Consider the following 22,740-nt stretch of genomic DNA (forward strand, 5'->3'; position numbering starts at 1 on the left):
CCTCCCGGAAGGCCGAAGTGAGTCGGACGCTAGCTCATTTCCCGCTGGGCAGCCCGAACTTCCGCGCGAACAGTCTGCGGAACACGGCGTCGGGGAGCAGGGCACGCAGCGCGGGCAGGGCTTTCGCCCGGATCCCGACCCGGTACCGCGGCGGCAGCCGCCGCGCTTCGACGGCGCGGGTGATGGTGCGGGCGAACGCGGTCGGCGGCCCGCCGTCGCGCTGCGTCGTGGCGAACCGTTCGACCACCGCGTCCCTCGCGATCGCGTAGCTGTCGAGCGGTTCCGCGTGCAGGGCGGCGTCGGCCGCGCCGGTGCGCACGCTCGTGCCCTGGACGCAGGTCGCGTCCACGCCGAACGGGGCGACCTCGTAGCGCACCGCGTCGACGTACCCCTCCAGCGCGGCCTTGCTCGCGGAATACACCGCGTGGAACGGAATGGCCGCGACGGCCGCGCTGGAACTCATGAAGATCAGCCGTCCGGCGGTTTGCCGCCGCATCGCGGGCAGCACGGCGCGGACGAGCCGGTGCGCGCCGAGCAGGTAGGCGTCCAGCTGCCGCAATGCCAGCGCGGGACTGGTTTCCTCCGCCGCGCCCGCGACGTAGCAGCCCGCGCTGTAGACGAGCACGTCGATGCGCCCGGCGCGGTGCAGCACGTCGTCCACGCACTCGCGCACCGAGGCGTCGTCGGTCACGTCCAGGGTGACCGGCTCCACGCCGGGTGGCGGCTCGCCCGGCCACCCGCGGCTGCTGCCGAAGACCCGGTGCCCGCGGCCGGCCAGGGAAACCGCCGCGGCCCGGCCGATGCCCGACGAGGCACCCGCCACGAGAACGACCCGGCTCATCCGCCCACCCCCAGGACCGCAGGATAACCGCGGCGGGCACCCGCCGTGATTTGATCAAGGCATGCGGATCCCACCCATCACCGTCGCCCAGCGAGTGGTCACCGCGCTCGAGGCAGGCGGGTTCACCGCGGCCGTCGGCGGTTCCGGGTTGCTGGTCGCGCTGGAACTGTCCGACGTCGCCAATGACTGGGACGTCACAGTGGACGCGGACGCCCACGAGGTGGGAGCAGCGCTGGAGCGGGCCGGGCTGACCTACCGCGACGACACCGCCGGGGGCGGCTACGCCACCGACGTCCGTTTTGTGGTCAGCGAGGCGGGTCACGAGGTGGACGTGCTCGTCGGGTTCGCCCTGCGCGGCCCGGACGGCGTGGAACGGCTGCCGACGCGGGTCAGCGGTCACTGGCGGGGACTCCCGCTGGCCGACCCGCGCGTGTGGGCACGGGCCTACCGGCTGCTCGACCGGCCCGCCAAGGCCGAGATCCTCGACCGGTGGCTGGCCGAAAACGCGGCCGGAAGGTGACTTTCGACCAGGCGCTCCGCTTCCGGGCGCGCGCCGGTCCGGAAGAGCTCCAGCAGTTGCTCGGTCAGCGCGTCCGGATCGGGCACCCCGGCCTCGACGGCGAGCCCGCGCACCCGATCACGGAGAGTGCGCTCGTGCCGGAGCACGATCCGGCGGCTGAACGGGCCCGCCGATTTCCCGGAAATGGGGGCGCACGTCGTGAACAGGGCGAGCAAACGCGCTTTGACATCATTTCCGGCGCGGGCGATTTCGCGTTCGTAGCCAGCCCGCCAACGCACCTCGCGTCCGTCCAAATAGGCCGCGAAGAGCAGGTCGCTGGTCATCGGGCAGCCCGCTTTCGCGGCGGCACCGCCAGTCCGTGCCGGATCGCGTTCCCGGCGTGAATGCCGTAGGCGAAATCCTTCAGTAACTCCAGTAGGGAAATCATCGAATTGCGCATGCCATCAGCATGACCGGAATTCGCCCGCGGCAACACGGACGGTGACGACAACTAGCGCTAGGATCTCGCCATCACCGGGGCAGGGTGAGGGTGAACGCCGCCCCGGCACCCGGTTCGTCGCGCACGGTGATCCGGCCGTCGTGCATGAGCGCGTTCTCCCGCGCGATGGCCAGGCCCAGTCCGCTGCCCTCGGTGTACGCCCGCGCCTGGTCACCGCGGACGAACCGGTCGAAGATCACCGCGGCGAGTTCGTCCGGGACCCCCGGCCCGTGATCGGTGACCGTCACCGACACCTCCTCGGGGGCCGTGCCGTCGATGGTCACGCGCACCGGCGGGGCCCCGTGGTGCTCGGCGTTGCTGAGCAGGTTGCGCACGATGGTGTGCAACCGGCGGGCGTCACCCTGGACCGTCGTGTCCCCGGCGGCTTCCGAGGTGACCCCGGCGCTCGACGGAACCATCTCCGCGGCGTCGGCCACCAGTTCCGCGAGATCGATCGGCTCCGGCCGGAAGTCGGCCACGCCCGCGTCGATCCGGGAGATCTCCAGCAGGTCCTCGACCAGCGTGCTGAGCCGCCGGATCTGGGTGCCCAGCAGTTCGACCGACCGGTCCCGGTCGCGGTGGTCCGGGTTGCTCAGGCTGTCGGTGAGCGCGACCAGCGAGGCCAGCGGCGTGCGCAGGTCGTGCGCGACGTCGGCGACGAACCGGCGTTGCTGCACGTCCTTGCGGCGGAGTTCGTCGATGGACTCGCCCAGCCGCCCGGCCATGGTGTTGAACGAACGCGCGAGCTCGGCGAGTTCGTCGTGCCCGTGCACCGGCAGCCGGGTCTGCAGCTTGCCCGCACCGAGCCGCCTGGCCGCCGAGGCCGCGGTCCGCAGGGGGCGCTGGATGCGCCGCGCGGTCAGCAGCGCGATGGCGGCCGCCGAGACCGCGACCACCAGGGTGAGCACGATGAGCTGGGTGCGCAGGCCGGCGATCTCGCGGTCCAGGCCGGCGGTGCTGTAGAACTCCGCGAGCACGATGCCGGGGGCGATCGCGCCCGCCACCACCAGGTAGGACCCGTCGTCCCCCTGGTAGGCGTAGGTGACCGCCGGGGCCTGCATGTCCCTGGCCTCGTCGATCCGGTCGACCGGGAGCTGGCCGGGCTGCCAGCCGGTGTTCCCGAGCACCGGGACGTACCGGCCGTCGCGCTCGGCGGACTTGCCCGGCGCGAAGTGCAGCAGCGACCAGGTGAGCCCGAGCCGTCCCTCCATGAAGCTCGCCGCCGCGCGCACCGGGCAGCCGGCGGGATCCTCGTCGCGGCAGGGGGTGAGGTGCTGGCGGGCCTGCTGGATGTCGGAGTTGAAGCCGATGGTCGCCGAGGTGGTGAACCGGTCGGTGGCCGAGGAGACCTGCGTGGTGTAGACCACCACGGCCATCACCGCGGAAGCGCCCACAGTGGACAGCACCACGGTGATGGCGATCTTGGCGGCGAGGCCGAGCCGCCACCTCACGGCTTGACCAGCCGGTAACCGAGTCCGCGCACGGTGCGCAGCAGCACCGGGTTCGCCGGGTCCGCTTCGATCTTCGCCCGCAGCCGCGCCACCGCGGCGTCGACCAGCCGCGCGTCCCCGCTGTAGCCGTAGTCCCACACCCGCTGCAGCAGCGTCCGGCGGCTCAGCACCTGGCCGAGGTGGTCGGCGAACTCGAACAGCAGCCGCAGTTCCGTCGGGGTCAGGTGCACCTCCGCCCCCTGGCGGGTGACCAGGCTGGCCCGGCGGTCGATGTCGAGGTCACCGAGCGAGAGCACCGGCGGCGGGAGTTCGGACGGCGGCGCCGGGGTGGACCGGCGCAGCACGGTTTTCACCCTGGCGTCCAGGATGCGCGGCTGGATCGGCTTGACCACGTAGTCGTCGGCCCCGCCCTCCAGCCCGGCGACCACGTCGATCGGGTCGCCGCGCGCGGTCAGCAGGATCACCGGGATGGGGTCGCGGGCGCGGATCCGGCGGCACACCTCGAACCCGTCGATCCCCGGCAGCATCACGTCCAGCAGCACCAGGTCGACGGCGATCCCGTTCTCGTACAACGATTCCAGCGCCTCCTCCCCGCTGCCGGTCACGGTGACGGAGTGGCCGAGCTCGCGCAGCGCGCGGGAGAGCACCTCGGCCAGCACGGCGTCGTCCTCGACCAACAGCAACTGGGACACCGGCACTTCCTCCGTTCAGGCCGCATGGCGCAGGGGGACACCGGGATGGGCCCGGCGCAGCGGCGGTCGGCCGCGGTGGTTCGGAAGGTACTCGAAATGCCACCACTCGTTGTCGTAGGTCCGGTGAAGGTCGTGTGCCGCGCCGTGCAGTTCCAGCCAGTGCGCCCCCTCGCGCGGCCGGATGTCCAGCGCGGTGCCCCGGACGTGGCCGGATTCCTCCGGCGGCAGGACCCGCCTGCGCGCTGCGGCGGTGGAGCCGGTGCGCCGGACTTCCTCGGTGTAGAGCCGGAACTGCTCGTCGGCGTCACGATGTCCCGAGGTGAGGCCGATCAGCTGGCGGTCGCGCCAGAACGCCACCGCGCGCGCCTCGGTGAAGGCGCTCCGGGTCGCCGGGGTGAGCCCGCTCAGGTTCTCGCGGGGGAACCGCAGGCCGAGAGCCCATTGACAAGCCACGAACCGCGCGTGGCCGGGTGCGGTCAGCGCGGCGAAGGGCAGCAGCAGCACGGCGAGCGCGAGGGTGGCCGCGTGCAGGAGCCGGTCCCGGATCCCGTCGGTCGATTCGGTCATGGCATCCACGGTCGGCCGCGTTGGTGCGCGTGCTGTCGGGCTTTGATGACCAGTTCTCGACAACGTGTAACAGCTTCTCGCCGTTGTCATGGATCTGTCACACGATGATCGCGGGACGCGGATATCCGCCGAGCAGAGTGAGCGGCATGCGCACCTTGTCCACGCTGCCCGCGGTCCGCGAACCGACCCTGGAGGTCGACCTGACCGCGGTGGCCGCCAACACCCGCCGGTTCGCCCGTACCACCGGCGGGGCGGTGATGGCCGTGGTGAAGGCGGACGGGTTCGGGCACGGACTCGCCGACGTGGCCAGGACCGCGCTCGCCGCCGGCGCGACCTGGCTGGGGGTCACGTCGCTCGCGGAGGCGGTCGCGGTGCGCGCCGCCGGGATCGACGCACCGGTGCTGAGCTGGCTGAACCCGGTGGAGGTCAACGCGATGACCGCGTGGGTGCACCGGATCGACCTGGCCGTGCCGAGCCTCCTCCACCTCGAAGTGGTCGTCGACGCCGGTTATCCGGTCCGCGTCCACCTCCAGCTCGACACGGGACTGGCCCGCGACGGCGCGGCCCCGGGCGACTGGCCCGCGCTGGTGGCCGCCGCCCGGCGCGCCGAGGCCGACGGGCGGATCACCGTGGCCGGCGTGATGGGGCACCTGGCGATGGCCGCCGAACCGGGGCACGCGGCGAACGAGATCGGGCGGCTGGCCTTCCTGCACGGGGTCGACCTGGCCGTCCGGGCCGGGTTGCGCCCGTCGGTGCGCCACCTGGCCGCCACCGCCGCCGCGCTCACCGATCCCGGCACGCACCTGGACCTGGTCCGGATCGGGGCCGGGCTGGTGGGCATCGACCCGAGCGGCACCACGCGCCTGCGGTCCGCGCTGCGGCTCACCGCGCCCGTGGTGCAGGTGCGCCGGGTCCCGGCCAGGGTCGGGATCGGCTACGGGCACACGTACGTGACCGATCGGGCGACCACGCTCGCGTTGTTGCCGCTCGGGTACGCCGACGGCCTGCCGCGCGTGGCGTCCGGGCGGGCGGAGGTGCAGCTGGCCGGTCGCCGTCGCCGGGTGGTCGGGGTGATCTCGATGGACCAGATCGTGGTGGACCTCGGCGACGAGCCGGTCGAGCCGGGTGCCGAGGCGGTGGTGTTCGGCCCGGGTGACCACGGTGAGCCGACCGTCGAGGACTGGGCGGGCTGGGCGGACACCATTCCGCACGAGATCGTCACCGGGATCGGCGCGCGCGTGCGGCGGAGCGTCCGATGAGCGCGCGGCTCCGGGTGGCGTTGATCGGCGGCGGGCAGAACTGCGAGCACGAGGTGTCGCTGGCTTCCGCGGCCTCGGTGCGCGCGGCGCTCGACCCGGCGCGGTACGAGGCCGTGCCGTTGACCATTCTCCGCGACGGCCGGTGGCTGGGCCCGGACGAGGAGGCGCTCGGTTCGTCGGCGGCCGACAGCCTGGCGGCGGCGCTCGCGGTGCTGGCCGGGTGCGATGTGGTCCTGCCCCTGCTGCACGGACCACGCGGGGAGGACGGCACGCTCGCGGCGTTGTGCGAGCTGGCGGGGCTTCCGTGCGCCGGTTCGCCGACGCGCGCGGGGGCGCTCACGATGGACAAGTGGGCGACCAAGCTGGTGGCCGAGGCGGTCGGCGTGCGGACCGCGCCGGGGAGGCTGGTCACCGAGGCCGAGGCGGCGGCCGTGCTGTTCGACGGGCCGGTGGTGGTCAAGCCGGTCGCCGCGGGGTCGAGCTTCGGCGTGTGCCTGGTGGAGACCGAGGAGGCGCTCGAACCGGCGTTGCGGGCGGCGCTGGCCCTGGACGACCGGGTGCTGGTGGAGCAGGTGGTCCGCGGCCGGGAGATCGATGTCGCCGTGCTCGACGACCCGGACCACGGGCGGCGGGTGGGGCCGCCACTGGAGATCCTGGTGGCGCAGCCCCTGTTCGACACCACGACGAAGTACGACGGGAGCGCGGAATTCGTGATCCCCGCGCCGCTGACCGGGACCGAGTCGAAGGCACTGACCGAGGCGGCGCTGCGGGTCTACGACGCACTGGGCTGCCGGGGTCTCGCGCGGGTCGACTTCTTCCTGACCGCGGAGGGGCTGGTGCTGAACGAGGTCAACACGATGCCGGGGCTGACCGCGGAATCGCAGGTGCCGAAGATGTTCGCCGCCGAAGGCCTGCCGTACCCGGAGTTCCTGGACCGCCTCATCCGCTCGACGCCGGGACTCGCCCGCTGAGGACCGGGACTAGTGGCGGCGGAGGACCACCACCGGGATCTCCCGGTCGGTCCACGCCTGGTACTTGGCGAAATCGGCGTAGAGCTCGACCAGGCGCGGCCACAGTTCGGCCCGTTCGCCGGCGTCGGCGACCCGCGCGCGGACCGGCACCGGTGCCTGCTTCTTCAGGTGCACCCGGGTTTCGGCGTCGGCGCGGAGGTTGAAGTACCACTGCGGGTGCTTCGGCAGGCCGCCTTGGGAAGCGACGATCACGAACTCGTCGTCGTTGGCGCGCAAATAAAGCAGCGGCGTGACGAACCGGCGGCCGGAGCGCCGCCCGCGGTGTTCCAGCAGCAGCGTCGGCACCGGTTTGCGGAAGCCCGCGCCGATCCGCCAGGTGCTGCCCACGCGACCGCCGGTCAGGGTGAACACCCGGACCTGGACCCGCGCCATGAGCTTCATCAGCTTGGCGACCACCGGGGAATCCAGGCCCTTCGGCGCGTCCTCCGGCAGGCTGAACCGTCCCATCACTGCCTCCTCGTTTCGGGCGGGCCCGCGAACACGGCGGTGACCAGGTCGACGAGCTGCTCGACCACGGCGTCCCGGCTCCACCTGCCGGTGCCGGAGTCCAGCAGCCGCTGGGTCCGGCCGAGGTCGCCGAGCACGGTGAGCGTCAGGTTCATCGCCTGCGTCAGGCGGAAGTGCAAGGTCGCGTCGTCGGCATCCGGGCTCACTTCGCGCAGCGACCGCACAAACGCCGCGTTGCGGTCGAGGAACGGCTCGGCGATCACGGCCAGCCGGTCGTCTCCCTCCACCAGCAGCCTGCCGACCAGGCGGATCCAGTGCTCGCCACCGGAGCGCAGCACCGCGAGGACCGGCTGGACGAAGGCCCGCGCGAGTTCGCGCTCGGTGGGCGTCAGGTCCGCCAGCAGCGAGTCGCGCTCGTCGGACACCTGGGCGGCGCGGCTCCGGAGCACCGCGTCGAGCAGGCCGCGCTTGCCGCCGAAGTGGTAGTGCACCGCGGCGACGTTGGTGTCGGCGGCCTGCATGATGCCGCGCATCGACACCGCGTCGACGCCCTGCTCCGCGAAGAGGCGCTCGGCCGCGGCGATGAGCCGTTGTTCGGTGCTCACCGCCGCAGCCTATCAACTGATTGAATCGCGCGATAGAACCCTCAGCGGCGGCCGATGACGGTCTGGCTGCCCGCGTAGCGGGCGTCGCCGCCCAGCTCCTCTTCGATGCGGATGAGCTGGTTGTACTTCGCGGTGCGGTCGGAGCGCGAGAGCGAACCGGTCTTGATCTGGCCGCAGTTGGTGGCCACGGCCAGGTCGGCGATGGTGGTGTCCTCGGTCTCGCCGGACCGGTGCGACATCACCACCGAGTACCCGGCCTTGTGCGCGGTTTCCACCGTGGTCAGGGTTTCGGTGAGGGTGCCGATCTGGTTGACCTTGACCAGGATCGAGTTCGCGATCCCGCGGTCGATGCCGTCGTTGAGCAGGTTCACGTTGGTGCAGAACACATCGTCGCCGACCAGCTGGACGCGGTCGCCGATGGAGTCGGTGAGCTGCTTCCACCCGGCGAAGTCGTCCTGGGCCACACCGTCCTCAATGGACACGATGGGGTAGCGGGCGGTGAGGTCGGCGAGATAGGCCACGTGCTCCTCGACGCTGCGCTTGCGGCCCTCACCGGTGTAGTCGTAGACCTCGCCGGTGTAGAACTCCGACGCGGCCGGGTCGAGCAGCAGCGCGATGTCCTCGCCGGGGGTGTAGCCGGACTGCTCGATCGCGCGCAGCACGAACTCCAGCGCTTCGTCGGCCGAGTTGAGGTTCGGCGCGAAACCGCCTTCGTCGCCGACGTTGGTGCCGTGCCCGGCTTCGTGCAGCGACTTGCGCAGGGTGTGGAACACCTCCGAGCCCATCCGCACGGCCTCGGCGAAGGTCTGGGCGCCGAGCGGGCCGATCATGAACTCCTGGAAGTCGATCGGGTTGTCCGCGTGCGCCCCGCCGTTGATGATGTTCATCATCGGCATCGGCAGCAGGTGCGCGAACACCCCGCCGACGTACCGGTACAGCGGCAGCCCGCTGGCGTTCGCGGCGGCCTTGACCACGGCGAGCGAGGTGCCGAGCGTGGCGTTGGCGCCGATCCTGGCCTTGTTCGCGGTGCCGTCCAGCGCGATCAGCGCGCGGTCGACCTCGGCCTGCGCCTCGGCTTCGAGCCCGACGACCGCCTCGGCGATCTCGGTGTTCACCGCCTCGACCGCCTTGCGCACGCCCTTGCCGTGGAAGCGGTCCTTGTCCCCGTCGCGCAGTTCGACGGCTTCCTTGGTGCCGGTGGACGCGCCCGAGGGCACGATGGCCCGGCCGAGCGAACCGTCCGCGAGTTCGACGTCCACCTCCACGGTCGGATTGCCCCGGCTGTCGAGTACTTCGCGGCCCCGGACACGGGTGATCGCGGTCATTGCACACTCCTCGCTGAGTCGGCGCCGGACGTGGCGCGCGGGGGCGGCGCCACGTTGAGCCGCGAAAGCAGGGCGAGGCTAGCAGAAGATCGCTGAATCGATCACGAGCCGAACGGGTCAGCCGGTTTCGTCGGTGGCCGCGTGCGGGGCGCCGACCGGTTTCGACTCGGGGGAGCCGCGCTGGCGCAGGTAGACCGAGAGCACGGCCATCGAGCCGAGGGCGAGGAACTCGGACTGCCAGTTCTGCAGCGAGCGGTTCCAGAAGTCGGCCGAGACGAGGTAGTCCGGCCAGGTGACCGGGTCGGCGAAGGCGAGCAGCTGCTCGGCGTTGTAGGCGGACAGCCCGGCGATCGACTGCGCGGTCCAGGTGGCCAGGAACAGCAGGCCCATCACCAGGCCGAGCGACCGGGAGAACACCGCGGTGCGCCAGCCGCCCGCGCGGGCCCACTTCGGTGAGCGGGCCGTGGCGTGGGAGCCGACCATCTGGTCGCGGTTGCTTTCCGGGCCGATTCTGTTGGCCGGCTTGGATTCCGGGGAGCCGCGCTGGATCAGGTAGACGGTGGCGACCACGTAGAGCAGGAACTGGAGGTACTCGGACTGCCAGTTCTCGGCCACGTCGACGGCGAAGTCCGCCGAGGTCAGGTATTCGAGCAGGCCGGTCGGGGCGCCGCCACCGGCGATCTGGCGGTCGTTGAAGTCGGCGTGCCCGGCGAACGCCTGCCCGATCAGGGCGAGCAGGAACAGCAGCCCGAACGCGAGGCTGAGTCCGTTGTCGCGCAAGAACTTCCGCATCACGGGCCACCGATGAGACAGCGGTAGGGGGCGTCCGCCGTGGTGGGCGTGCAGCCACCGCCGGTGATCCGCCAGCCGTCCTCGAACTGGTGCAGGAACAGGGTTTCCGCCCCGGTCCTGGCTTGGGCATCGGAACCCCACACCACCACGTCGGCCACGCTGCCGCCCGGGGACCGCAGCGTGGGCAGCACGTCGGCGCAGGGCTCACGCCCGTGCCGGGTCAGGTCTTCCAGCGCCCGGGGCGAAAGCAGCCCGCAGGCGGTGGCCGGATCGGCGTCGAGGAACTGCTGTGCGGTGGATCCCACGCCTGGATCCGCCGCCGGGGCGCACCCGGCCAGCAGGAGCGCCCCCGCGATCGGCGGCAAAATCCAACGCACGCCTCGAAAATACTCGCGTGCGCGGGGTACCGCGCGGTGAAGCGGTACCCGATCAGGCGTCGTAGGACAACGCCTCGACCAGTTCACCGGTGCTCGGGTTCGGCAGTGCCCTGGCCACGTCGGCCTGGCTCACCACGCCCACCAGCGTGTGGCCGTCGATCACCGGCAGCCGGCGCACGCGGTGCTCGGTCATCGTCCGCAGGATCTCGTCCGCGGAGTCGTCCGCGCCGATGGTCACGGCCTCGCCCTGGGCGAGTTCCCCGGCGGACAGCGCCCGCACGTCCTTGCCCTCGGCGAGCACCTTCACCACGATGTCGCGGTCGGTGAGCATGCCCTTGAGCTTGTTGTCCTCGCCGCAGATCGGCATCGCGCCGACCCCGAGTTCGGCCATCTTCTTGGCCGCGTCCAGCGCGGTGTCCGACGAACGCACGCAGGTCGCGTCGGCGGTCATGATGTCCCTGGCGGTGGTCATCGATCGTCCTTCCGCTCGGTTTCCTTCTTCCCCAGCGGTACCCGCCGCAGCGCGCCTCACACACTCAGCTCGTCGCGGCGGGCGACGAGCGTGGCGGCGACGTCGGCGAGCTTGACGTTGATGTCCTGCGAAGTGCGGCGCAGCAGCTCGAAGGCTTCCTCCGCGGTGAGGCCCTGGCGGGCCATCAGGATGCCCTTGGCCTGGCCGATCACGTCCCGCGAGGCGATGGCGTCCCGGAGGTGGGCGGCTTCGAGCTGGGCCACTTCGGCGACGTGGCTGCGGGCGAGCGCCAGCGAGGCGTGGGTCGCCAGCAGCAGGGCGCGGTGGCGGTCGTCGGCGGTGATGCCGTTGCGGTGGCTGTAGATGTTGAGCGCCCCGTCCAGCGTGACCGGGGCCGGCGACGGGTGCAGCGCGGTCGACAGCACCGAGCCCAGGCCGTGCCGGGCGGCCACGGTGGAGAACCGCGGCCAGGCGCTGGTGGTGGCGAGGTCCTGGTCGAGCACGTAGGCGGGCCCGTCGGGGCGGGCGGCGTCGACGCACGGGCCGGTCCCGGCTTCGTACTGGGCGCGGTCCAGTTCGGTGGCCACGCCGTGGGTCTCCACCGGGGTGAAGAACTGGCCTGCCGGGTCCCGCAGGGTCACGCTGACCACCTCGGCGTGCGGGACGAGCACGGTGGCGGCCGCGGCGATCTGCCGCAGGACCTGCTCCAGGGTGGTGGCGTCGAGCAGGACGCGGGTCAGCGCGGCGAGCTGCTCGGCGAGGATCTCGTCGGGATCGCGGCCGGCCTGGGGCGTGGGGTGCCAGGAGAGCGCGTCGTCGATCGTGTCGTGTATCGGCAGGAGCGCCGAAGCCACAGCGCCCCGCACGAGCCGGAAGGACTCGGTCCCGTGCCCGAGCACGACGGCCGTCCGGATGCCCCGTGCCCCGTTGTGGCCGGTGAACTCACCCAGCATGCGGGCCGCCGACCCGGACAGTTCGCTGACCCCACGCAGGTCCAGCACCACGAAGCCGGGTGGCGGGACCACGCCGGTCACGTCGGCCAGCTTCACCGCGGTGCGCTCCACCTCCTCGCCGGACAGGGGCCCGCGCAAACGCAGCACGAGAGCCGAGTCGAGCTTTTCGGGGCTGATCAGCACCTCGTCGTGGGGCATGGTTTCGGGTACCGCGGTGGCGAGGAACCGAAACACCGTCTCAGGACGGGAAGGGGACACCGGTCAGTTCCTCGGAGACCTTCCAGATCCGGCGGGCGTCGTCCTCGCCGCGCAGGCGGGAGTACAGCTTCTGCTCGGCGGGCGGGCCAGAGAGGTGCCGGAAGCCGCTGGGCCCGTAGAGGCGGCCGCCGTCGGCGTCGGGGGAGGTGGCGGCGTACAGCGCGGGCAGCAGGGCCGACTCCACCTTGCCGAACAGGATGCCGCGCGAGGACAGCGCCCGGATGAACCGCACCATCGTGGTGTCGTGCCCGCGGCCGACCTCCGGGCGCGCGGCGAGCAGGTTCGTCGGCGTGACCCCGGGGTGGGACAGGTTGCTGGTGATGCCCCAGCCGCCGTCACGGCTGCGCCGGTCGAGTTCGAGGCCGAACAGGCCGAAGGCGATCTTCGACTGGCTGTAGGCGTGGTTGCCCTGGTACTTCCGCTCCCACTGGAGGTCGTCCCAGTTGATGGCGTGCTGGTCGGCGGCGATGCTGATCTGCGAGGTGACCCGGGCCCGGCCCGCGCGCAGGAGCGGGAGGAGGCGGGCCACCAGGGCGAAGTGCCCGAGGTGGTTGGTGCCGAACTGCAGCTCGAACCCGTCCTCGGTGGTCTGGCGGTCGGGCGGGGTCATCACACCGGCGTTGTTCACCAGGATGTGGATCGGACGGCCCTCCTCGGTGAGCCGGTCGGCCACCGCGGCGACGGACGCCAGTGACGAAAGGTCCAGATCGCGCAGGGAAACCTCGGCGCCGGGGTGCTGTTCGCGGATCTTCGCGAGCGCGGCCTCGCCCTTGCGCGGGTTGCGCACCGGCATGACGACCTCCGCGCCCGCCCCGGCGAGCCGGGTGGCCAGGCCCAGGCCGACGCCGTCACTCGCGCCGGTGACCACTGCGAGCTTGCCGGTGAGGTCGGGTACCGGGAGGTCGGGGGTGGGCTGGGGCATGGTTCTTCCTGCTTTCGCCGGGTACTGTCTGACACCTGTCAGATTAAGCGTATCCTGACGGGTGTCAAGTTTTGTCCCCCAGGTGGGGTGCGGTCGGAGGAGGGCGCATGGCGGTGCGAGGACCGGGACGGCCCGGAGCGGACGCGCGTCCGGCGCCGTCGGAGAAGGAGGTGCTCCGCGGCGGCATGGAGGCCTTCGCCGAGCTGGGTTACGACCGGACCTCGGCGCGGGAGCTGGCCAGGCGGCTCGGCGTCAGCCACAACTTCATCAACGACCGCTACGGGTCGAAGGCCAGCTTCTGGCGGGCGGTGGTGGACTCGGCGCTCGAAGGCGACCAGGGGGAGCGGCAGCAACTGCTCGACGCCGATTTGGACGACGCCGAGCTGGTGCGCGCGGTGATCACGCACTTCTACCAGGCGGCGGTCGAAGCGCCGCTGCTCGGCCGCCTGCTCGCCGACGAGTTCGGCCGCGAGTCCGAGCGGCTGGACTACCTGTACGAGAAGTACGTGGCGCCGACGTTCTGGCCCCTGGTCCCCGCGGTCGAACGGCTCATGGCGGCGGGGCGCATGCGCACGGTGCCGGTGGACGTGTTGTTCTTCGCCGTGATCAGCCCGGTGGCCGGCTTGGTGCAACTGCCGCTGGCGCACCGGCTCGGCCGGGCTCGGCCGGTGACCAGGGAAACGCAGGAACGCACCGCCAGGGAACTCGCGGACCTGATCACGGACGGCCTGCTCGGCCGCGAGTGAGGCGGTGGGCTACCGGGCGCACCAGCCGCCGTCGACGTGGAGTTCGGTGCCGGTGGTGTAGGTGGAATCGGGGCCGCCCAGGTAGGCCACGGCCGCGGCGACCTCCGCCGCGCGGCCCAGGCGCATCGGGGTATTGGCCAGCATGGCGGCGTGGCGTTCGGTGTTCCCGTACCGCTCCAGCAGCGGGCGCGTGCCGATGAAACCGGGGACGACGGTGTTCACCCGGACCCCAGCGGTCGCCCAGTGCAGTGCCGCGTTCTTGGTCATGGCCGCACCGCGCCCTTCGCCGCCGCGTAGGAGAAGCTGTTGCCCAGGCCGCCGGTGTGGCCCAGGATCGAGCCGACGTTGACGATCGCGCCACCGCCCGAGCGTTCGAGGAGCGGACCGGCGTGCTTCATGCCCAGCCAGGTCCCCAGCTGGTCGATCGCGACGACCTGGTCCCACCGCTCCCGGCTTTCGGTTTCCACCGTGCCCAGGCTGCCGACGCCCGCGTTGTTCACCAGGACGTGCAGCGAGCCGATCTGGGCGACGACACGCACCCAGTCGTCCTCTTCGGCGACATCGAGCTTCAGCGCGGTGCCGCCGAGCCGCTCGGCCAGCCGCGTGCACGCGTCCACGTCGACGTCGGTGAGCACGAGCGACGCGCCCTCCTCGGCGAGGCGTTCGGCGATCGCCGTGCCCAGGCCGCCGGTGGCGCCGGTGAGCAGGACGTTCTTCCCGCCGAATCGGCGCATGTCACACCGCCGTGTAACCGCCGTCGACCGGGATCGCGGCCCCGGTGACGAACGACGCTTCGGGCGAGAGCGCGAACGCGACGGCCGCCGCGATCTCCGCCGGTTCGGCGGGCCGCGCGAGCGGTGGGCTCACCCGGCCCGCGATGGCGGTCCGCGGCTCGGGGCGGAGGGCGGGGTCGGCGGCGCTGTTGGCGGCCAGGCCGGTGGCGACCAGCCCCGGGCAGACGCAGTTGGCCCGGATTCCCCGGTCCGCGTACTCGGCGGCGAGCCCGCGGGTCAGCGCGAGCACCCCGCCCTTGGTCGCCCGCGCAGGTGACCAACCCGTCGAGCCCGCCCCATTCCGTTGCCACCGCGGCGAAAGCGGCGTCGACGGAGGCGGGATCGGCGACATCGCACCGCGCGGGCCCGGTCAGGTCCAGTGCCGCCACCTCCGCGCCATCCGCGGCCAGCCGGTCGGCGACCGCGCGGCCGATCCCGCTCCCCGCGCCGGTGACCACCACCCTCATCGCCGCACCTCGGGCACCGCGGGTTCGCCCTCCCGCAGCGTGCTGGTCGAGGTCTCGCGCATGGTCGCGATGACCGCGAGCCCGACGAGCGCGGCGAACACGGCGTAGAAGGCCGGAGCCAGCGTGATGCCGGTGACCGCGACCAGCCAGGTGCAGACCAGCGACACGATCCCCGTGCCGACCACCCCGCCGATGTTGAACCCGAGCGCGACGCCGGTGTAGCGGACGCGGGTCGGGAACAGTTCGGAGTACTGGGTGTAGACCACGCCCTGCTGGATGCTGAAGGGGATGTTCAGCACCAGCGCGGCGGCGATCGCCAGCGGGAGCGAACCCTGCTGCATCAACCAGAAGCACGGCGGCCTTGTGCTCGCGGAAGACCTCGGTCAGCGGTGCCGCCTCCTCCACCATTTCCAGGAACAGCGGGGAATCCTCGACGCGCATCCGGTAGAGGACGGCGAGCACCAGCAGTGGCGCGGCGAGCAGGAACGGGACCCGCTACCCCCAGGCGCTCAGCTGCTCGGCCGTGGTGACCGCGCTGAGGGTGCCGACCGTCGCGGCCGCGGCGGCGAGGCCCAGTGAGATGCCGACGGAGGTCGCCGAGCCGAAGAAGCCGCGCCGCCTGCAGTTCATCGACTGGTGGCGTGGTGAGCACGCCGAGCTGACCTATCCGCTGCCCGGCCTGCGCTCGTGGCGGCACACCGCGGTCGGAGGGCTGGGACGGGCTGTCGGTGCTCGGCTTCGACGACGAGCGGGCCGCGTGCGCCGCCCTGGCCAGTCCGGAGTGGACGGCCGCGGTGCGTCACGTCGGGTCGATGCGCGGCAAGCGGATCGCGCTGCTCGGCGAAGAGCGGGAAATGTTCCGCTCGTGAAGGAACTAGCAGCCGAACTGGCGGACCGGGCGGCGGCGGACCCGGACGCCGTGGTCGCGATCGACGGGACCGGCGTGCACACCGCCGGTGCGGTGGCCGGCGCCGCGCACCGCCTCGCCGCGGTGCTGGCGGAGTTGTCCGGGCCGCGGCCGACGCTGATGGTGCAGGCGGACAACCGACGCGCTCGTGGTGTCCCCGGAGACCTTCGAGGGCTGGGAAATCGGGGCGCGCTTCGGGGCGCCGACCGCGGTGCTCGACGGCTGGTGCGCCACCGGTGCCCGGCGGGAGCACGCCGATCGCTGGGCCGGGGGCGTGGTGATCGGGTTGACCTCGGGCTCCACCGGCCGCGCCAAGGGCGTGGTGCAGAGCGAGGCGTCGCTGCGTTACGCGGGCCGGAGCACCATCGACGCGGTCGGGCTGCGGCCCGGCGACCCGGTCGCCGCGCTGGTGCCGCTGTCCTCGGCCGCGGCGGTCTGCTTCGGCCTCTACCTCCCGCTCCTGCTCGGCGGGCCGATCCTGCTGCTGGAGCGCTGGGATCCCGCGGCGGCGGTGCGGTTGATGGCCGAGCACCGGGCGCGGTGGACGATGTGCGTGCCGACGATGGCCCTCCAGATGGGCGCGGCGGCCGACCGGGACGGGGCACTGACCGCGATGACCGCGATGACGGTCGGCGGCGGGCCGATGGACGCTGGTGCGCTGGGCCGGGCCGAACGCCGCCTGGGCACCCGGATCCTGCGTGTCTTCGGCATGTCCGAATGCCTGGGGCACACGACTTCGCTGCCATCGGACGACGAGGGGCGGCGGCTGGGCACCGACGGGATTCCCTTTCCCGGCACGGTCCTGCGTGCGGTCGACGAAGCGGGTGAACCCGTTCCCGGCGGCGAAATCGGCCGGGCCCAGGTCCGCGGGCCTTCGCTGTTCACCGGGTACGCGCAGGCGGGCAGGGCGGTCCCGCCGGACCTCACCGAGGACGGGTTCCTGCCCACCGGGGACCTGATGGAGATCCACGCCGACGGCACGGTTTCGGTGAAGGGACGGGAAAAGGACATCATCATCCGGGGCGGGCGCAACGTCGACGTCACCGAAATCGAGAGCGCGATCGCGCGGCACCCCGAGGCGCAACAGGTCTGCGTCGTCCCGGTGCCCGACGAGGTTCTGGGCGAGCGGATCGCCGCGCTGCTGGTGACCGAACGCCGGAACCTGGGCCTGGAGGAGATCCAGCGCCACCTCGCCGGTGAGGGACTGGCCAAGGGCAAGTGGCCGGAGTACGTCTTCCGCGTCGACGCGCTGCCGCAGAACCAGGTGGGCAAGCTCGCCCGCCGGGAAGCCGCCGAACTGGCCGAGGAGTTGAGGAAAGCGTGCGTGCCTTCCGGATGACCGGGGTGGGCACCGCCGCGCTGGTGGACGTGCCCGAGCCGGTGCCGGGACCCGGTGAGGTCCGGCTCGACGTGCTGGCGGTCGGGGTGTGCCGGTCGGATCTCACGGTGCTGGCCAGGGGCGGTTACCCGCTCCCGTTCACGTTCGGGCACGAGGTCTGCGGACGCGTCGCCGCGCTCGGCCCGGGGCGCCATCCGGTCGCGCTCGGCGACCAGGTGGTGGTCCACGCGCCCCACGGTTGCGGGGAGTGCGCGCGGTGCGTCCGCGGTGAGGCCAACTACTGCGACCGCGGCCGGTCCCTCACCGCGGCGGGCCTCGGCCTCGGGCTCGACGGCGGCATGGCCGAAGCCGTCACGGTCGATTCGAGGAAGCTGGTCGCGGCCGACGGCCTCGATCCGGTCCACGCCTCGGTGCTCGCGGACGCGGGGCTCACCTCGTACCACGCCGTCGCCGGATCGCTGCCGCTGCTGGCCGAGCCCGACGCCGTCGCGGTGGTGATCGGGGTCGGCGGCCTCGGGCACCTCGCGATCAAGGTCCTCGACGCCTTGACCGGGGCACACGTGATCGCGGTGGACACCCGGGAAAGCTCCCTGGAGCTGGCCCGGGCGCAGGGCGTGCGCACGGCGGTCAAGCTCGACTCGGCTGCCGAGGCCGTCACCACGGCCACCGGCGGACGCGGTGCCGACGTCGTCTTCGACTTCGCCGCCGCGCCGAGCAGCGTCGACCTCGCGCCTCAGTTGTTGCGCGTGGCGGGGGATCTGGTCGTCGTCGGCAGTGGGGGCGGGATCCTGCCGGTGGTCAAACCCGGCCCGCTGCCCTCGGGATGCCGGATCCGGCTGCCGTTCTGGGGATCGCGCGACGAACTGGCCGAGGTCGTCGCGCTCGCCCGGCGCGGCTCGCTGCCGGTGCGCACCGAGGTGTTCGGCCTGGCCGAAGCGGACCGCGTGTTCGCCCTGCTGAAGGCCGGGGAGATCACCGGACGGGCGGTGCTCGACCCCCGGCGGGGTTAGGGCACCCCGACCAGGCGGAGGGCGAAGTCGCTGTACTGCCAGACGACCGCGTCCTCGCTGTGCTCGCCGCCGTCGCGGTACCAGGCGGAGACGCCCATGCCCAGGTCCAGCACGGCGTAGGAGGCCAGCCGCACGGAGGTGACGGTGAAGACGCCCGCGTCGACGCCGGCCTGGACGATGGCGCGGAAGCACGATTCGTATTCGGCGCGGAGGTCGAGCACCCGGCCGCGGTGGGGCTCGCGGAGGCTGCGGATCTCGCGGTTCCCGACAAAGGCCTCCAGCCGGTGGCGGGCGTGGTAGCGGACGTGGGCCTCGGTCGCGCGGCGCAGCCGTTCGGCCGGATCGGTGGTGGCGGCGACGGCGGTGTGGTGCGCCGCGAGCAGCTGCTCCATGGTGCCGGTCATGATCCGGGCGAGGATGTCCTGTTTGGACTCGACGTGCTTGTACAGGCTCGGCCCGCGCATGCCGACCGCCGCGCCGATGTCGGTCATCGTGGTGGCCTCGTAGCCCTTGCCGGTGAACAGCTCGAGCGCGGCCTCGCGGATGCCGTCGAATCGGTCCACCCGGTCCTCCTCGGCTAATCGTAGGTAGCCGATCGTAGCTCGGCATTGACGATAAAGCGATCTCATGCCTATCGTCAGGCTAACGGTCATTAGCCGAACGGCAGGAGAGGCCATGACAGGGCTCGTGGAGCGCACCGCGGCGTTCGTCCGCGACGTGGTGATCCCGGTGGAGGAGCGCCACCGCGGCGTGGTGACCTCCGACGAGGTGCGCGTCGAACTGCAGAACGCGGCGAAGGCGGCGGGCGTCTTCGCGCCGCACGTGTCGAAGGAGTACGGCGGGCACGGGCTGGACATGCGTGCGCGGGCGGCGGTGTTCGAGGAGGCCGGGTACTCGCTGCTCGGCCCGCTGGCGCTGAACATCGCCGCGCCGGACGAGGGCAACACGCACCTGCTCGAAGTGGTCGCCACCGAACGGCAGCGGGAGACCTACCTGCGGCCGCTCGCGGCGGGGGAGATCCGGTCGTGCTTCGCGATGACCGAACCCGCGCCGGGAGCCGGCTCGGACCCGGGCGCGCTGACCACCAGGGCGACGCGGGTCGACGGGGGCTGGCGGATCGACGGGCACAAGTGGTTCATCACCGGCGCGGACGGCGCCGCGGTCACCATCTGCATGGCCCGCACCTCCGGTGAACCGGGCGAAACCGGTGGCGCGACGATGTTCCTGGTCGACGCGGACAATCCCGGGATGAAGACGGTCCGGCACATCGACACGCTCGACGAAAGCCTCTACGGCGGGCACGTGGAGCTGGTGTTCGACCACTGCGTGGTGCCCGACGACGCGGTGCTCGGCGAGGTCGACGAAGGGTTCCGGTACGCGCAGGTCCGGCTGGGGCCGGCGCGGATGACGCACTGCATGCGCTGGCTCGGCATCGCGCGGCGGGCACAGGACATCGCCGTCGCGCGGGCCGCGGAGCGGCGGCTGTTCGGCTCCCGGCTGGGCGAACTCGGCATGGTGCAGCAAATGATCGCGGACAACGAGATCGACATCGCCGCCTCGCGCGGGCTGATCCGGCAGGCGTGCGAGGAACTCGACGCGGGGCGGTCGGCCGCCCAGTCCACCTCGATCGCCAAGACCTTCTGCGCGGAGGCGATCTGGCGGGTGGTCGACCGCTCGGTGCAGATCTGCGGTTCGCTCGGCATCTCCGGGGACGTCCTGCTCGGCCGGTTCCTGCGCGAGGTGCGGCCGTTCCGCATCTACGACGGGCCGTCGGAGACCCACCGGTGGTCCATCGCCCGGCGGGTGCTGCGCCGCCACGACCAGGGAGGCCGGAGTGGACGGTCTTGATCTGCCCGCGCTGGAGCGGTTCTTCGGCGAGCACGTGCCGGGGTTCGCCGGTGGGCTGAGCGCGGAACTGGTGCAGGGCGGGCGGTCGAACCTGACCTTCGTGCTCGCCGACGGCCGCCGGCGCTGGATCCTGCGGCGGCCGCCACTGGGCGAGCTGACGCCGTCGGCGCACGACATGGGCCGCGAGTACCGGGTCGTCGCCGCGCTGGCGGGCAGCGGGGTGCCGGTCGCCGGTGCGGTGGCGCTGGCCGGGCCCGAGGTGCTCGGCGTGCCGTTCTCCGTGGTGGAGCACGTGGACGGGCGGGTGATCCGCACGACCGGCGAACTGCACGCGCTCGCCCCGGCCGAGATCACGCGCTGCGCGCACGCCGTGGTCGACGTGCTGGCCCGCCTGCACGAGGTCGAGCCGCGGGCGGTGGGCCTGGCGGACTTCGGGCGGCCGGAGGGGTACCTGGGCAGGCAGGTGCGACGCTGGTACGACCAGTGGGAGCGGGTGCGGACCCGCTCGCTGGCCGATCTCGACACCCTGCGCGAACGCCTGGCCGAGGCGTGCCCGGCGGAAAGCGGGGCCTCGATCGTGCACGGGGACTACCGCATCGACAACACCATTCTCGACGGCGACGACGCCGGTGTGGTGCGCGCGGTGGTGGACTGGGAGATGGCCACCCTCGGCGACCCGCTCGCCGATCTCGGGCTGCACCTGGTCTACGCCGATCCCGCGTTCGCGCCGGTGCTGGCGGGCGCCGCCGCCTCCACCAGCGACCGCCTGCCGTCACCGGACGACCTCGCCGAGCGGTACGCGCGGGCCAGCGGTCGCGATCTGGCGAACCTGCGCTTCTACCTGGGACTGGGGTACTTCAAGATCGCGGTGATCGCGGAGGGCATCCACGCCCGGCACCGCAAGGGCCTGACCCGCGGGGAGGGCTTCGAGCACGTCGGTGCCGCCGTCGCCCCGCTCGCCGCGGCGGGCCTGCGGGCACTGGCAAGTTGAAAACGATAATCATTTCGTACTAGACTGCCGGTGGAACTCGGGAAGGGAAGCCGGATGAAGGTGCGGAAGTCGTTGCGCTCGCTGAAGAACAAGCCGGGCTCGCAGGTGGTGCGCCGCCACGGCAAGACGTTCGTGATCAACAAGAAGAACCCGAAGTACAAGGCCCGCCAGGGCTGACCGGTCCGCGCACCGCGCAGGTCGAGGTGGTAGTAGGTGTCGCGGCCATCAAAACTGCTCCGCCGCGCCGGCGCACCGGCCGGACTGAACCTCCGCGCCGAAGATGCTGGCGCCCCGGCTGGGCACGAACCGGGCCTGGAAGAACCTCAGGTGGGCGGGTTCGTAGTCGAACAGCAGCCCGCCGACGATGCGGTCGCGCTGCCGGTACACCCGGATCACGCTGTCCGCGACCAGATCGAGGTGGCTCTGGGTGTACACCCGCCGGGGGATCGCCAGGCGGAGGAACTCCAGCCGGGGAACGCGGTTCTCGCCGGTGTGCGGGTCGCGCCCGGCCGAAACGCCGCCGCGTTCGACACCGCGGATCCCGGCGTCGAGGTAGACCGCGGCCGCCAGGGTCTGCGCGGCGAACTCGCTGCGCGGGACGTGCGGCAGCGCCGCGGTCGCGTCGATGCACACGCAGTGCCCGCCGACCGGCCGGACGATCGGCACGCCCGCGGCGTGCAGCCGCTCGCCGAGGTATTCGACCTGGGCGACGCGCGCGCCGATGTGCGCCTCGTCCACGGACTCGGTGATGCCCTGCGCGATGGCTTCCATGTCCCGCCCGGCCATGCCGCCGTAGGTGTGCAGACCCTCGTAGAGCAGGACCAGCCCGCGTGCCTGTTCGGCCAGTTCCGGGTCGCGCAGGCCGATCCAGCCGCCGATGTTGGCGAGGGAGTCCTTCTTCGCCGACATCACCGCGCCGTCGGTCGGCGCGCACAGGGCACGCAGGATGTCGGTGATCGAACGGTCCGCCCAACCGGCCTCGCGCTGCTTGACGAACCACGCGTTCTCCACCGCGCGGGCGGTGTCGAGGAACACCGGGATCCCGTGGTGGTGCGCCAGTTCGCAGACCTCGGTCAGGTTGGCCACGCTGATCGGCTGGCCACCGGCCATGTTGACAGTCGCCGCGATCGACAGGTACGGGATCAGCCCGGCGCCGACCTCGCCGATGAGCACTTCGAGCTTGCCGAGGTCCACGTTGCCCTTGAACGGGTGTTCGCAGCCGGGGTCGTGCGCCTCGTCGATGATCACGTCGTGGAAGGTCGCGCCGTTGAGCTCCTGGTGGGCGCGGGTGCTGGGGAAGTACATGTTGCCCGCGACGTGGGTGCCGGGCCGGAGCAGGCAGCGGGACAGGATGTTCTCCCCGCCGCGGCCCTGGTGGACCGGGATGACGTGGTGGTAGCCGTAGTGGGCGCGCACCGCCTCTTCGAGCACGTAGAAGCTGCGCGCCCCGGCGTAGGCCTCGTCCCCGCGCAGCAGCGCCGACCACTGCCGGTCGGACATCGCGTTCGTGCCGGAATCGGTGAACAGGTCGACGTAGACGTCCTCGGACCGCAGCAGGCACGGGTTCCAGCCCGCGGCGCGGATGGCCTGCTCGCGGTACTCCCTGGTGGTCGCCCGGAGCGGTTCGACCATTTTGACGCGCCAGGGTTCCGGCGGGTGTCCGCTCATG

Annotated in this window: 30 protein-coding genes and 1 pseudogene; 11 read left to right on the forward strand and 20 right to left on the reverse strand. The window is 72.2% G+C overall.

What is annotated here, in order from left to right:
• Nucleotides 1-34: 34 nt before the first annotated feature.
• Nucleotides 35-841: an SDR family NAD(P)-dependent oxidoreductase gene (locus JYK18_RS25970; RefSeq protein WP_206806103.1), complete on the reverse strand. Its 807-nt coding sequence runs from the start codon at nucleotides 839-841 to the stop codon at nucleotides 35-37.
• Nucleotides 842-902: 61 nt separating this feature from the next.
• On the opposite strand from JYK18_RS25970, the gene JYK18_RS25975 reads away from it, so the two are divergent.
• Nucleotides 903-1,361, forward strand: a complete 459-nt coding sequence (locus JYK18_RS25975; RefSeq protein WP_206806104.1) for a hypothetical protein — start codon at nucleotides 903-905, stop codon at nucleotides 1,359-1,361.
• Nucleotides 1,358-1,744 (forward strand): hypothetical protein, encoded by a 387-nt coding sequence (locus JYK18_RS25980; protein ID WP_206806105.1) that lies wholly within the window; start codon nucleotides 1,358-1,360, stop codon nucleotides 1,742-1,744. Before JYK18_RS25975 ends, JYK18_RS25980 begins: the two co-directional genes overlap by 4 nt.
• A gap of 127 nt (nucleotides 1,745-1,871) precedes the next feature.
• Here the strand turns inward: JYK18_RS25980 and JYK18_RS25985 are convergent, their stop codons facing one another.
• The 3 genes from JYK18_RS25985 to JYK18_RS25995 are packed head-to-tail and all read right to left on the reverse strand — an operon-like array spanning nucleotide 1,872 to nucleotide 4,549.
• The gene (locus tag JYK18_RS25985) at nucleotides 1,872-3,290 is read right to left on the reverse strand and encodes a HAMP domain-containing sensor histidine kinase (protein WP_307796061.1); all 1,419 of its coding nucleotides are present in this window, start codon (nucleotides 3,288-3,290) and stop codon (nucleotides 1,872-1,874) included.
• Nucleotides 3,287-3,982 (reverse strand): response regulator transcription factor, encoded by a 696-nt coding sequence (locus JYK18_RS25990; RefSeq protein ID WP_206806106.1) that lies wholly within the window; start codon nucleotides 3,980-3,982, stop codon nucleotides 3,287-3,289. The genes JYK18_RS25985 and JYK18_RS25990 overlap by 4 nt, the downstream gene beginning before the upstream one ends.
• A 15-nt stretch (nucleotides 3,983-3,997) precedes the next feature.
• Nucleotides 3,998-4,549: a D-alanyl-D-alanine carboxypeptidase family protein gene (locus tag JYK18_RS25995; RefSeq protein ID WP_206806107.1), complete on the reverse strand. Its 552-nt coding sequence runs from the start codon at nucleotides 4,547-4,549 to the stop codon at nucleotides 3,998-4,000.
• A gap of 146 nt (nucleotides 4,550-4,695) precedes the next feature.
• On the opposite strand from JYK18_RS25995, the gene alr reads away from it, so the two are divergent.
• Nucleotides 4,696-5,808 (forward strand): alanine racemase, encoded by a 1,113-nt coding sequence (alr, locus tag JYK18_RS26000; RefSeq protein ID WP_206806108.1) that lies wholly within the window; start codon nucleotides 4,696-4,698, stop codon nucleotides 5,806-5,808.
• On the forward strand, nucleotides 5,805-6,779 hold the full coding sequence (locus tag JYK18_RS26005) for a D-alanine--D-alanine ligase family protein (RefSeq protein WP_206806109.1): 975 nt from the start codon (nucleotides 5,805-5,807) through the stop codon (nucleotides 6,777-6,779). Before alr ends, JYK18_RS26005 begins: the two co-directional genes overlap by 4 nt.
• Before the next feature lie 9 nt (nucleotides 6,780-6,788).
• On the opposite strand, the gene JYK18_RS26010 is transcribed toward JYK18_RS26005, so the two are convergent.
• The 8 genes from JYK18_RS26010 to JYK18_RS26045 form a co-directional block, all read right to left on the reverse strand.
• Complete coding sequence (locus JYK18_RS26010; RefSeq protein ID WP_206806110.1) at nucleotides 6,789-7,286, reverse strand: nitroreductase/quinone reductase family protein; 498 nt, start codon at nucleotides 7,284-7,286, stop codon at nucleotides 6,789-6,791.
• Nucleotides 7,286-7,891 carry a TetR/AcrR family transcriptional regulator gene (locus JYK18_RS26015; protein WP_307796062.1) on the reverse strand — a complete coding sequence of 202 codons (606 nt, stop codon included), beginning with the start codon at nucleotides 7,889-7,891 and terminating at the stop codon, nucleotides 7,286-7,288. Before JYK18_RS26015 ends, JYK18_RS26010 begins: the two co-directional genes overlap by 1 nt.
• Nucleotides 7,892-7,932: 41 nt before the next feature.
• On the reverse strand, nucleotides 7,933-9,216 hold the full coding sequence (gene eno, locus JYK18_RS26020; RefSeq protein WP_206806111.1) for a phosphopyruvate hydratase: 1,284 nt from the start codon (nucleotides 9,214-9,216) through the stop codon (nucleotides 7,933-7,935).
• A gap of 117 nt (nucleotides 9,217-9,333) precedes the next feature.
• Nucleotides 9,334-10,008: a DUF6766 family protein gene (locus JYK18_RS26025; protein ID WP_206806112.1), complete on the reverse strand. Its 675-nt coding sequence runs from the start codon at nucleotides 10,006-10,008 to the stop codon at nucleotides 9,334-9,336.
• Nucleotides 10,008-10,385 carry a hypothetical protein gene (locus tag JYK18_RS26030; protein ID WP_206806113.1) on the reverse strand — a complete coding sequence of 126 codons (378 nt, stop codon included), beginning with the start codon at nucleotides 10,383-10,385 and terminating at the stop codon, nucleotides 10,008-10,010. Before JYK18_RS26030 ends, JYK18_RS26025 begins: the two co-directional genes overlap by 1 nt.
• A 52-nt stretch (nucleotides 10,386-10,437) precedes the next feature.
• A complete protein-coding gene (locus JYK18_RS26035; protein ID WP_206806114.1) occupies nucleotides 10,438-10,857 on the reverse strand; it encodes a CBS domain-containing protein in 420 nt (139 codons plus the stop codon).
• Nucleotides 10,858-10,913: 56 nt separating this feature from the next.
• The gene (locus tag JYK18_RS47625) at nucleotides 10,914-12,044 is read right to left on the reverse strand and encodes an ANTAR domain-containing protein (protein WP_307796063.1); all 1,131 of its coding nucleotides are present in this window, start codon (nucleotides 12,042-12,044) and stop codon (nucleotides 10,914-10,916) included.
• Between the two features lie 4 nt (nucleotides 12,045-12,048).
• Complete coding sequence (locus tag JYK18_RS26045; protein ID WP_206806115.1) at nucleotides 12,049-12,990, reverse strand: SDR family oxidoreductase; 942 nt, start codon at nucleotides 12,988-12,990, stop codon at nucleotides 12,049-12,051.
• 107 nt (nucleotides 12,991-13,097) lie between these two features.
• On the opposite strand from JYK18_RS26045, the gene JYK18_RS26050 reads away from it, so the two are divergent.
• Nucleotides 13,098-13,736, forward strand: coding sequence for a TetR/AcrR family transcriptional regulator (locus JYK18_RS26050; RefSeq protein ID WP_206806116.1), 639 nt, complete (start codon nucleotides 13,098-13,100; stop codon nucleotides 13,734-13,736).
• Nucleotides 13,737-13,745: 9 nt separating this feature from the next.
• On the opposite strand, the gene JYK18_RS47630 is transcribed toward JYK18_RS26050, so the two are convergent.
• The 6 genes and pseudogenes from JYK18_RS47630 to JYK18_RS47640 form a co-directional block, all read right to left on the reverse strand.
• Nucleotides 13,746-14,003, reverse strand: a complete 258-nt coding sequence (locus tag JYK18_RS47630) for an SDR family oxidoreductase (protein WP_277992301.1) — start codon at nucleotides 14,001-14,003, stop codon at nucleotides 13,746-13,748.
• Nucleotides 14,000-14,470 (reverse strand): SDR family NAD(P)-dependent oxidoreductase, encoded by a 471-nt coding sequence (locus JYK18_RS47635; RefSeq protein ID WP_277992302.1) that lies wholly within the window; start codon nucleotides 14,468-14,470, stop codon nucleotides 14,000-14,002. The genes JYK18_RS47630 and JYK18_RS47635 overlap by 4 nt, the downstream gene beginning before the upstream one ends.
• A gap of 1 nt (nucleotide 14,471) precedes the next feature.
• Nucleotides 14,472-14,759, reverse strand: a complete 288-nt coding sequence (locus JYK18_RS46915) for an SDR family oxidoreductase (protein WP_307796064.1) — start codon at nucleotides 14,757-14,759, stop codon at nucleotides 14,472-14,474.
• A gap of 58 nt (nucleotides 14,760-14,817) precedes the next feature.
• Nucleotides 14,818-14,976 (reverse strand): annotated as a pseudogene (locus tag JYK18_RS46920) (SDR family NAD(P)-dependent oxidoreductase); the annotation flags it as partial.
• Nucleotides 14,973-15,317, reverse strand: coding sequence for an MFS transporter (locus JYK18_RS46925; RefSeq protein ID WP_242582095.1), 345 nt, complete (start codon nucleotides 15,315-15,317; stop codon nucleotides 14,973-14,975). The pseudogene JYK18_RS46920 and the gene JYK18_RS46925, both read right to left, overlap by 4 nt.
• Nucleotides 15,318-15,471: 154 nt before the next feature.
• On the reverse strand, nucleotides 15,472-15,606 hold the full coding sequence (locus JYK18_RS47640; protein ID WP_277992303.1) for a hypothetical protein: 135 nt from the start codon (nucleotides 15,604-15,606) through the stop codon (nucleotides 15,472-15,474).
• Nucleotides 15,607-15,704: 98 nt separating this feature from the next.
• Between JYK18_RS47640 and JYK18_RS46930 the strand changes: the two genes are divergently transcribed.
• From JYK18_RS46930 to JYK18_RS26080, 3 genes are all read left to right on the forward strand, one after another.
• On the forward strand, nucleotides 15,705-15,845 hold the full coding sequence (locus JYK18_RS46930; protein WP_242582097.1) for a hypothetical protein: 141 nt from the start codon (nucleotides 15,705-15,707) through the stop codon (nucleotides 15,843-15,845).
• Between the two features lie 186 nt (nucleotides 15,846-16,031).
• Complete coding sequence (locus JYK18_RS26075) at nucleotides 16,032-17,222, forward strand: fatty acid--CoA ligase family protein (RefSeq protein WP_307796065.1); 1,191 nt, start codon at nucleotides 16,032-16,034, stop codon at nucleotides 17,220-17,222.
• The gene (locus tag JYK18_RS26080) at nucleotides 17,204-18,232 is read left to right on the forward strand and encodes an alcohol dehydrogenase catalytic domain-containing protein (RefSeq protein ID WP_307796066.1); all 1,029 of its coding nucleotides are present in this window, start codon (nucleotides 17,204-17,206) and stop codon (nucleotides 18,230-18,232) included. Before JYK18_RS26075 ends, JYK18_RS26080 begins: the two co-directional genes overlap by 19 nt.
• On the opposite strand, the gene JYK18_RS26085 is transcribed toward JYK18_RS26080, so the two are convergent.
• Nucleotides 18,229-18,795 carry a TetR/AcrR family transcriptional regulator gene (locus JYK18_RS26085; protein WP_307796067.1) on the reverse strand — a complete coding sequence of 189 codons (567 nt, stop codon included), beginning with the start codon at nucleotides 18,793-18,795 and terminating at the stop codon, nucleotides 18,229-18,231. The two genes, JYK18_RS26080 and JYK18_RS26085, sit on opposite strands and share 4 nt — an antisense overlap.
• A gap of 112 nt (nucleotides 18,796-18,907) precedes the next feature.
• On the opposite strand from JYK18_RS26085, the gene JYK18_RS26090 reads away from it, so the two are divergent.
• From JYK18_RS26090 to ykgO, 3 genes are read left to right on the forward strand one after another with little or no spacing between them, the layout of a single operon-like run.
• On the forward strand, nucleotides 18,908-20,080 hold the full coding sequence (locus JYK18_RS26090) for an acyl-CoA dehydrogenase family protein (RefSeq protein WP_206806118.1): 1,173 nt from the start codon (nucleotides 18,908-18,910) through the stop codon (nucleotides 20,078-20,080).
• Complete coding sequence (locus JYK18_RS26095; RefSeq protein WP_206806119.1) at nucleotides 20,067-21,071, forward strand: phosphotransferase family protein; 1,005 nt, start codon at nucleotides 20,067-20,069, stop codon at nucleotides 21,069-21,071. The genes JYK18_RS26090 and JYK18_RS26095 overlap by 14 nt, the downstream gene beginning before the upstream one ends.
• A 54-nt stretch (nucleotides 21,072-21,125) precedes the next feature.
• On the forward strand, nucleotides 21,126-21,248 hold the full coding sequence (gene ykgO / locus JYK18_RS26100) for a type B 50S ribosomal protein L36 (protein ID WP_206806120.1): 123 nt from the start codon (nucleotides 21,126-21,128) through the stop codon (nucleotides 21,246-21,248).
• A 48-nt stretch (nucleotides 21,249-21,296) separates the two neighbouring features.
• Here ykgO and JYK18_RS26105 read toward each other — a convergent pair whose 3' ends face one another.
• On the reverse strand, nucleotides 21,297-22,739 hold the full coding sequence (locus JYK18_RS26105) for a tryptophanase (protein ID WP_206806121.1): 1,443 nt from the start codon (nucleotides 22,737-22,739) through the stop codon (nucleotides 21,297-21,299).
• Nucleotide 22,740: the final 1 nt, after the last annotated feature.

It is taken from the genome of Amycolatopsis sp. 195334CR (genome assembly GCF_017309385.1).
In the GTDB taxonomy this organism is placed as follows: Bacteria; Actinomycetota; Actinomycetes; order Mycobacteriales; family Pseudonocardiaceae; genus Amycolatopsis.

Excerpts from the sequence above, each read along its gene's own strand:
- JYK18_RS25970 (WP_206806103.1), bottom strand. The coding sequence starts at position 841 with ATGAGCCGGGTCGTTCTCGTGGCGGGTGCCTCGTCGGGCATCGGCCGG.
- JYK18_RS25975 (WP_206806104.1), top strand. The coding sequence starts at position 903 with ATGCGGATCCCACCCATCACCGTCGCCCAGCGAGTGGTCACCGCGCTC.
- JYK18_RS25995 (WP_206806107.1), bottom strand. The coding sequence starts at position 4,549 with ATGACCGAATCGACCGACGGGATCCGGGACCGGCTCCTGCACGCGGCC.
- alr (WP_206806108.1), top strand. The coding sequence starts at position 4,696 with ATGCGCACCTTGTCCACGCTGCCCGCGGTCCGCGAACCGACCCTGGAG.
- JYK18_RS26005 (WP_206806109.1), top strand. The coding sequence starts at position 5,805 with ATGAGCGCGCGGCTCCGGGTGGCGTTGATCGGCGGCGGGCAGAACTGC.
- JYK18_RS26010 (WP_206806110.1), bottom strand. The coding sequence starts at position 7,286 with ATGGGACGGTTCAGCCTGCCGGAGGACGCGCCGAAGGGCCTGGATTCC.
- eno (WP_206806111.1), bottom strand. The coding sequence starts at position 9,216 with ATGACCGCGATCACCCGTGTCCGGGGCCGCGAAGTACTCGACAGCCGG.
- JYK18_RS26025 (WP_206806112.1), bottom strand. The coding sequence starts at position 10,008 with ATGCGGAAGTTCTTGCGCGACAACGGACTCAGCCTCGCGTTCGGGCTG.
- JYK18_RS26035 (WP_206806114.1), bottom strand. The coding sequence starts at position 10,857 with ATGACCACCGCCAGGGACATCATGACCGCCGACGCGACCTGCGTGCGT.
- JYK18_RS26045 (WP_206806115.1), bottom strand. The coding sequence starts at position 12,990 with ATGCCCCAGCCCACCCCCGACCTCCCGGTACCCGACCTCACCGGCAAG.
- JYK18_RS26050 (WP_206806116.1), top strand. The coding sequence starts at position 13,098 with ATGGCGGTGCGAGGACCGGGACGGCCCGGAGCGGACGCGCGTCCGGCG.
- JYK18_RS47630 (WP_277992301.1), bottom strand. The coding sequence starts at position 14,003 with ATGACCAAGAACGCGGCACTGCACTGGGCGACCGCTGGGGTCCGGGTG.
- JYK18_RS47635 (WP_277992302.1), bottom strand. The coding sequence starts at position 14,470 with ATGCGCCGATTCGGCGGGAAGAACGTCCTGCTCACCGGCGCCACCGGC.
- JYK18_RS46925 (WP_242582095.1), bottom strand. The coding sequence starts at position 15,317 with ATGCAGCAGGGTTCGCTCCCGCTGGCGATCGCCGCCGCGCTGGTGCTG.
- JYK18_RS47640 (WP_277992303.1), bottom strand. The coding sequence starts at position 15,606 with ATGAACTGCAGGCGGCGCGGCTTCTTCGGCTCGGCGACCTCCGTCGGC.
- JYK18_RS26090 (WP_206806118.1), top strand. The coding sequence starts at position 18,908 with ATGACAGGGCTCGTGGAGCGCACCGCGGCGTTCGTCCGCGACGTGGTG.
- ykgO (WP_206806120.1), top strand. The coding sequence starts at position 21,126 with ATGAAGGTGCGGAAGTCGTTGCGCTCGCTGAAGAACAAGCCGGGCTCG.
- JYK18_RS26105 (WP_206806121.1), bottom strand. The coding sequence starts at position 22,739 with ATGAGCGGACACCCGCCGGAACCCTGGCGCGTCAAAATGGTCGAACCG.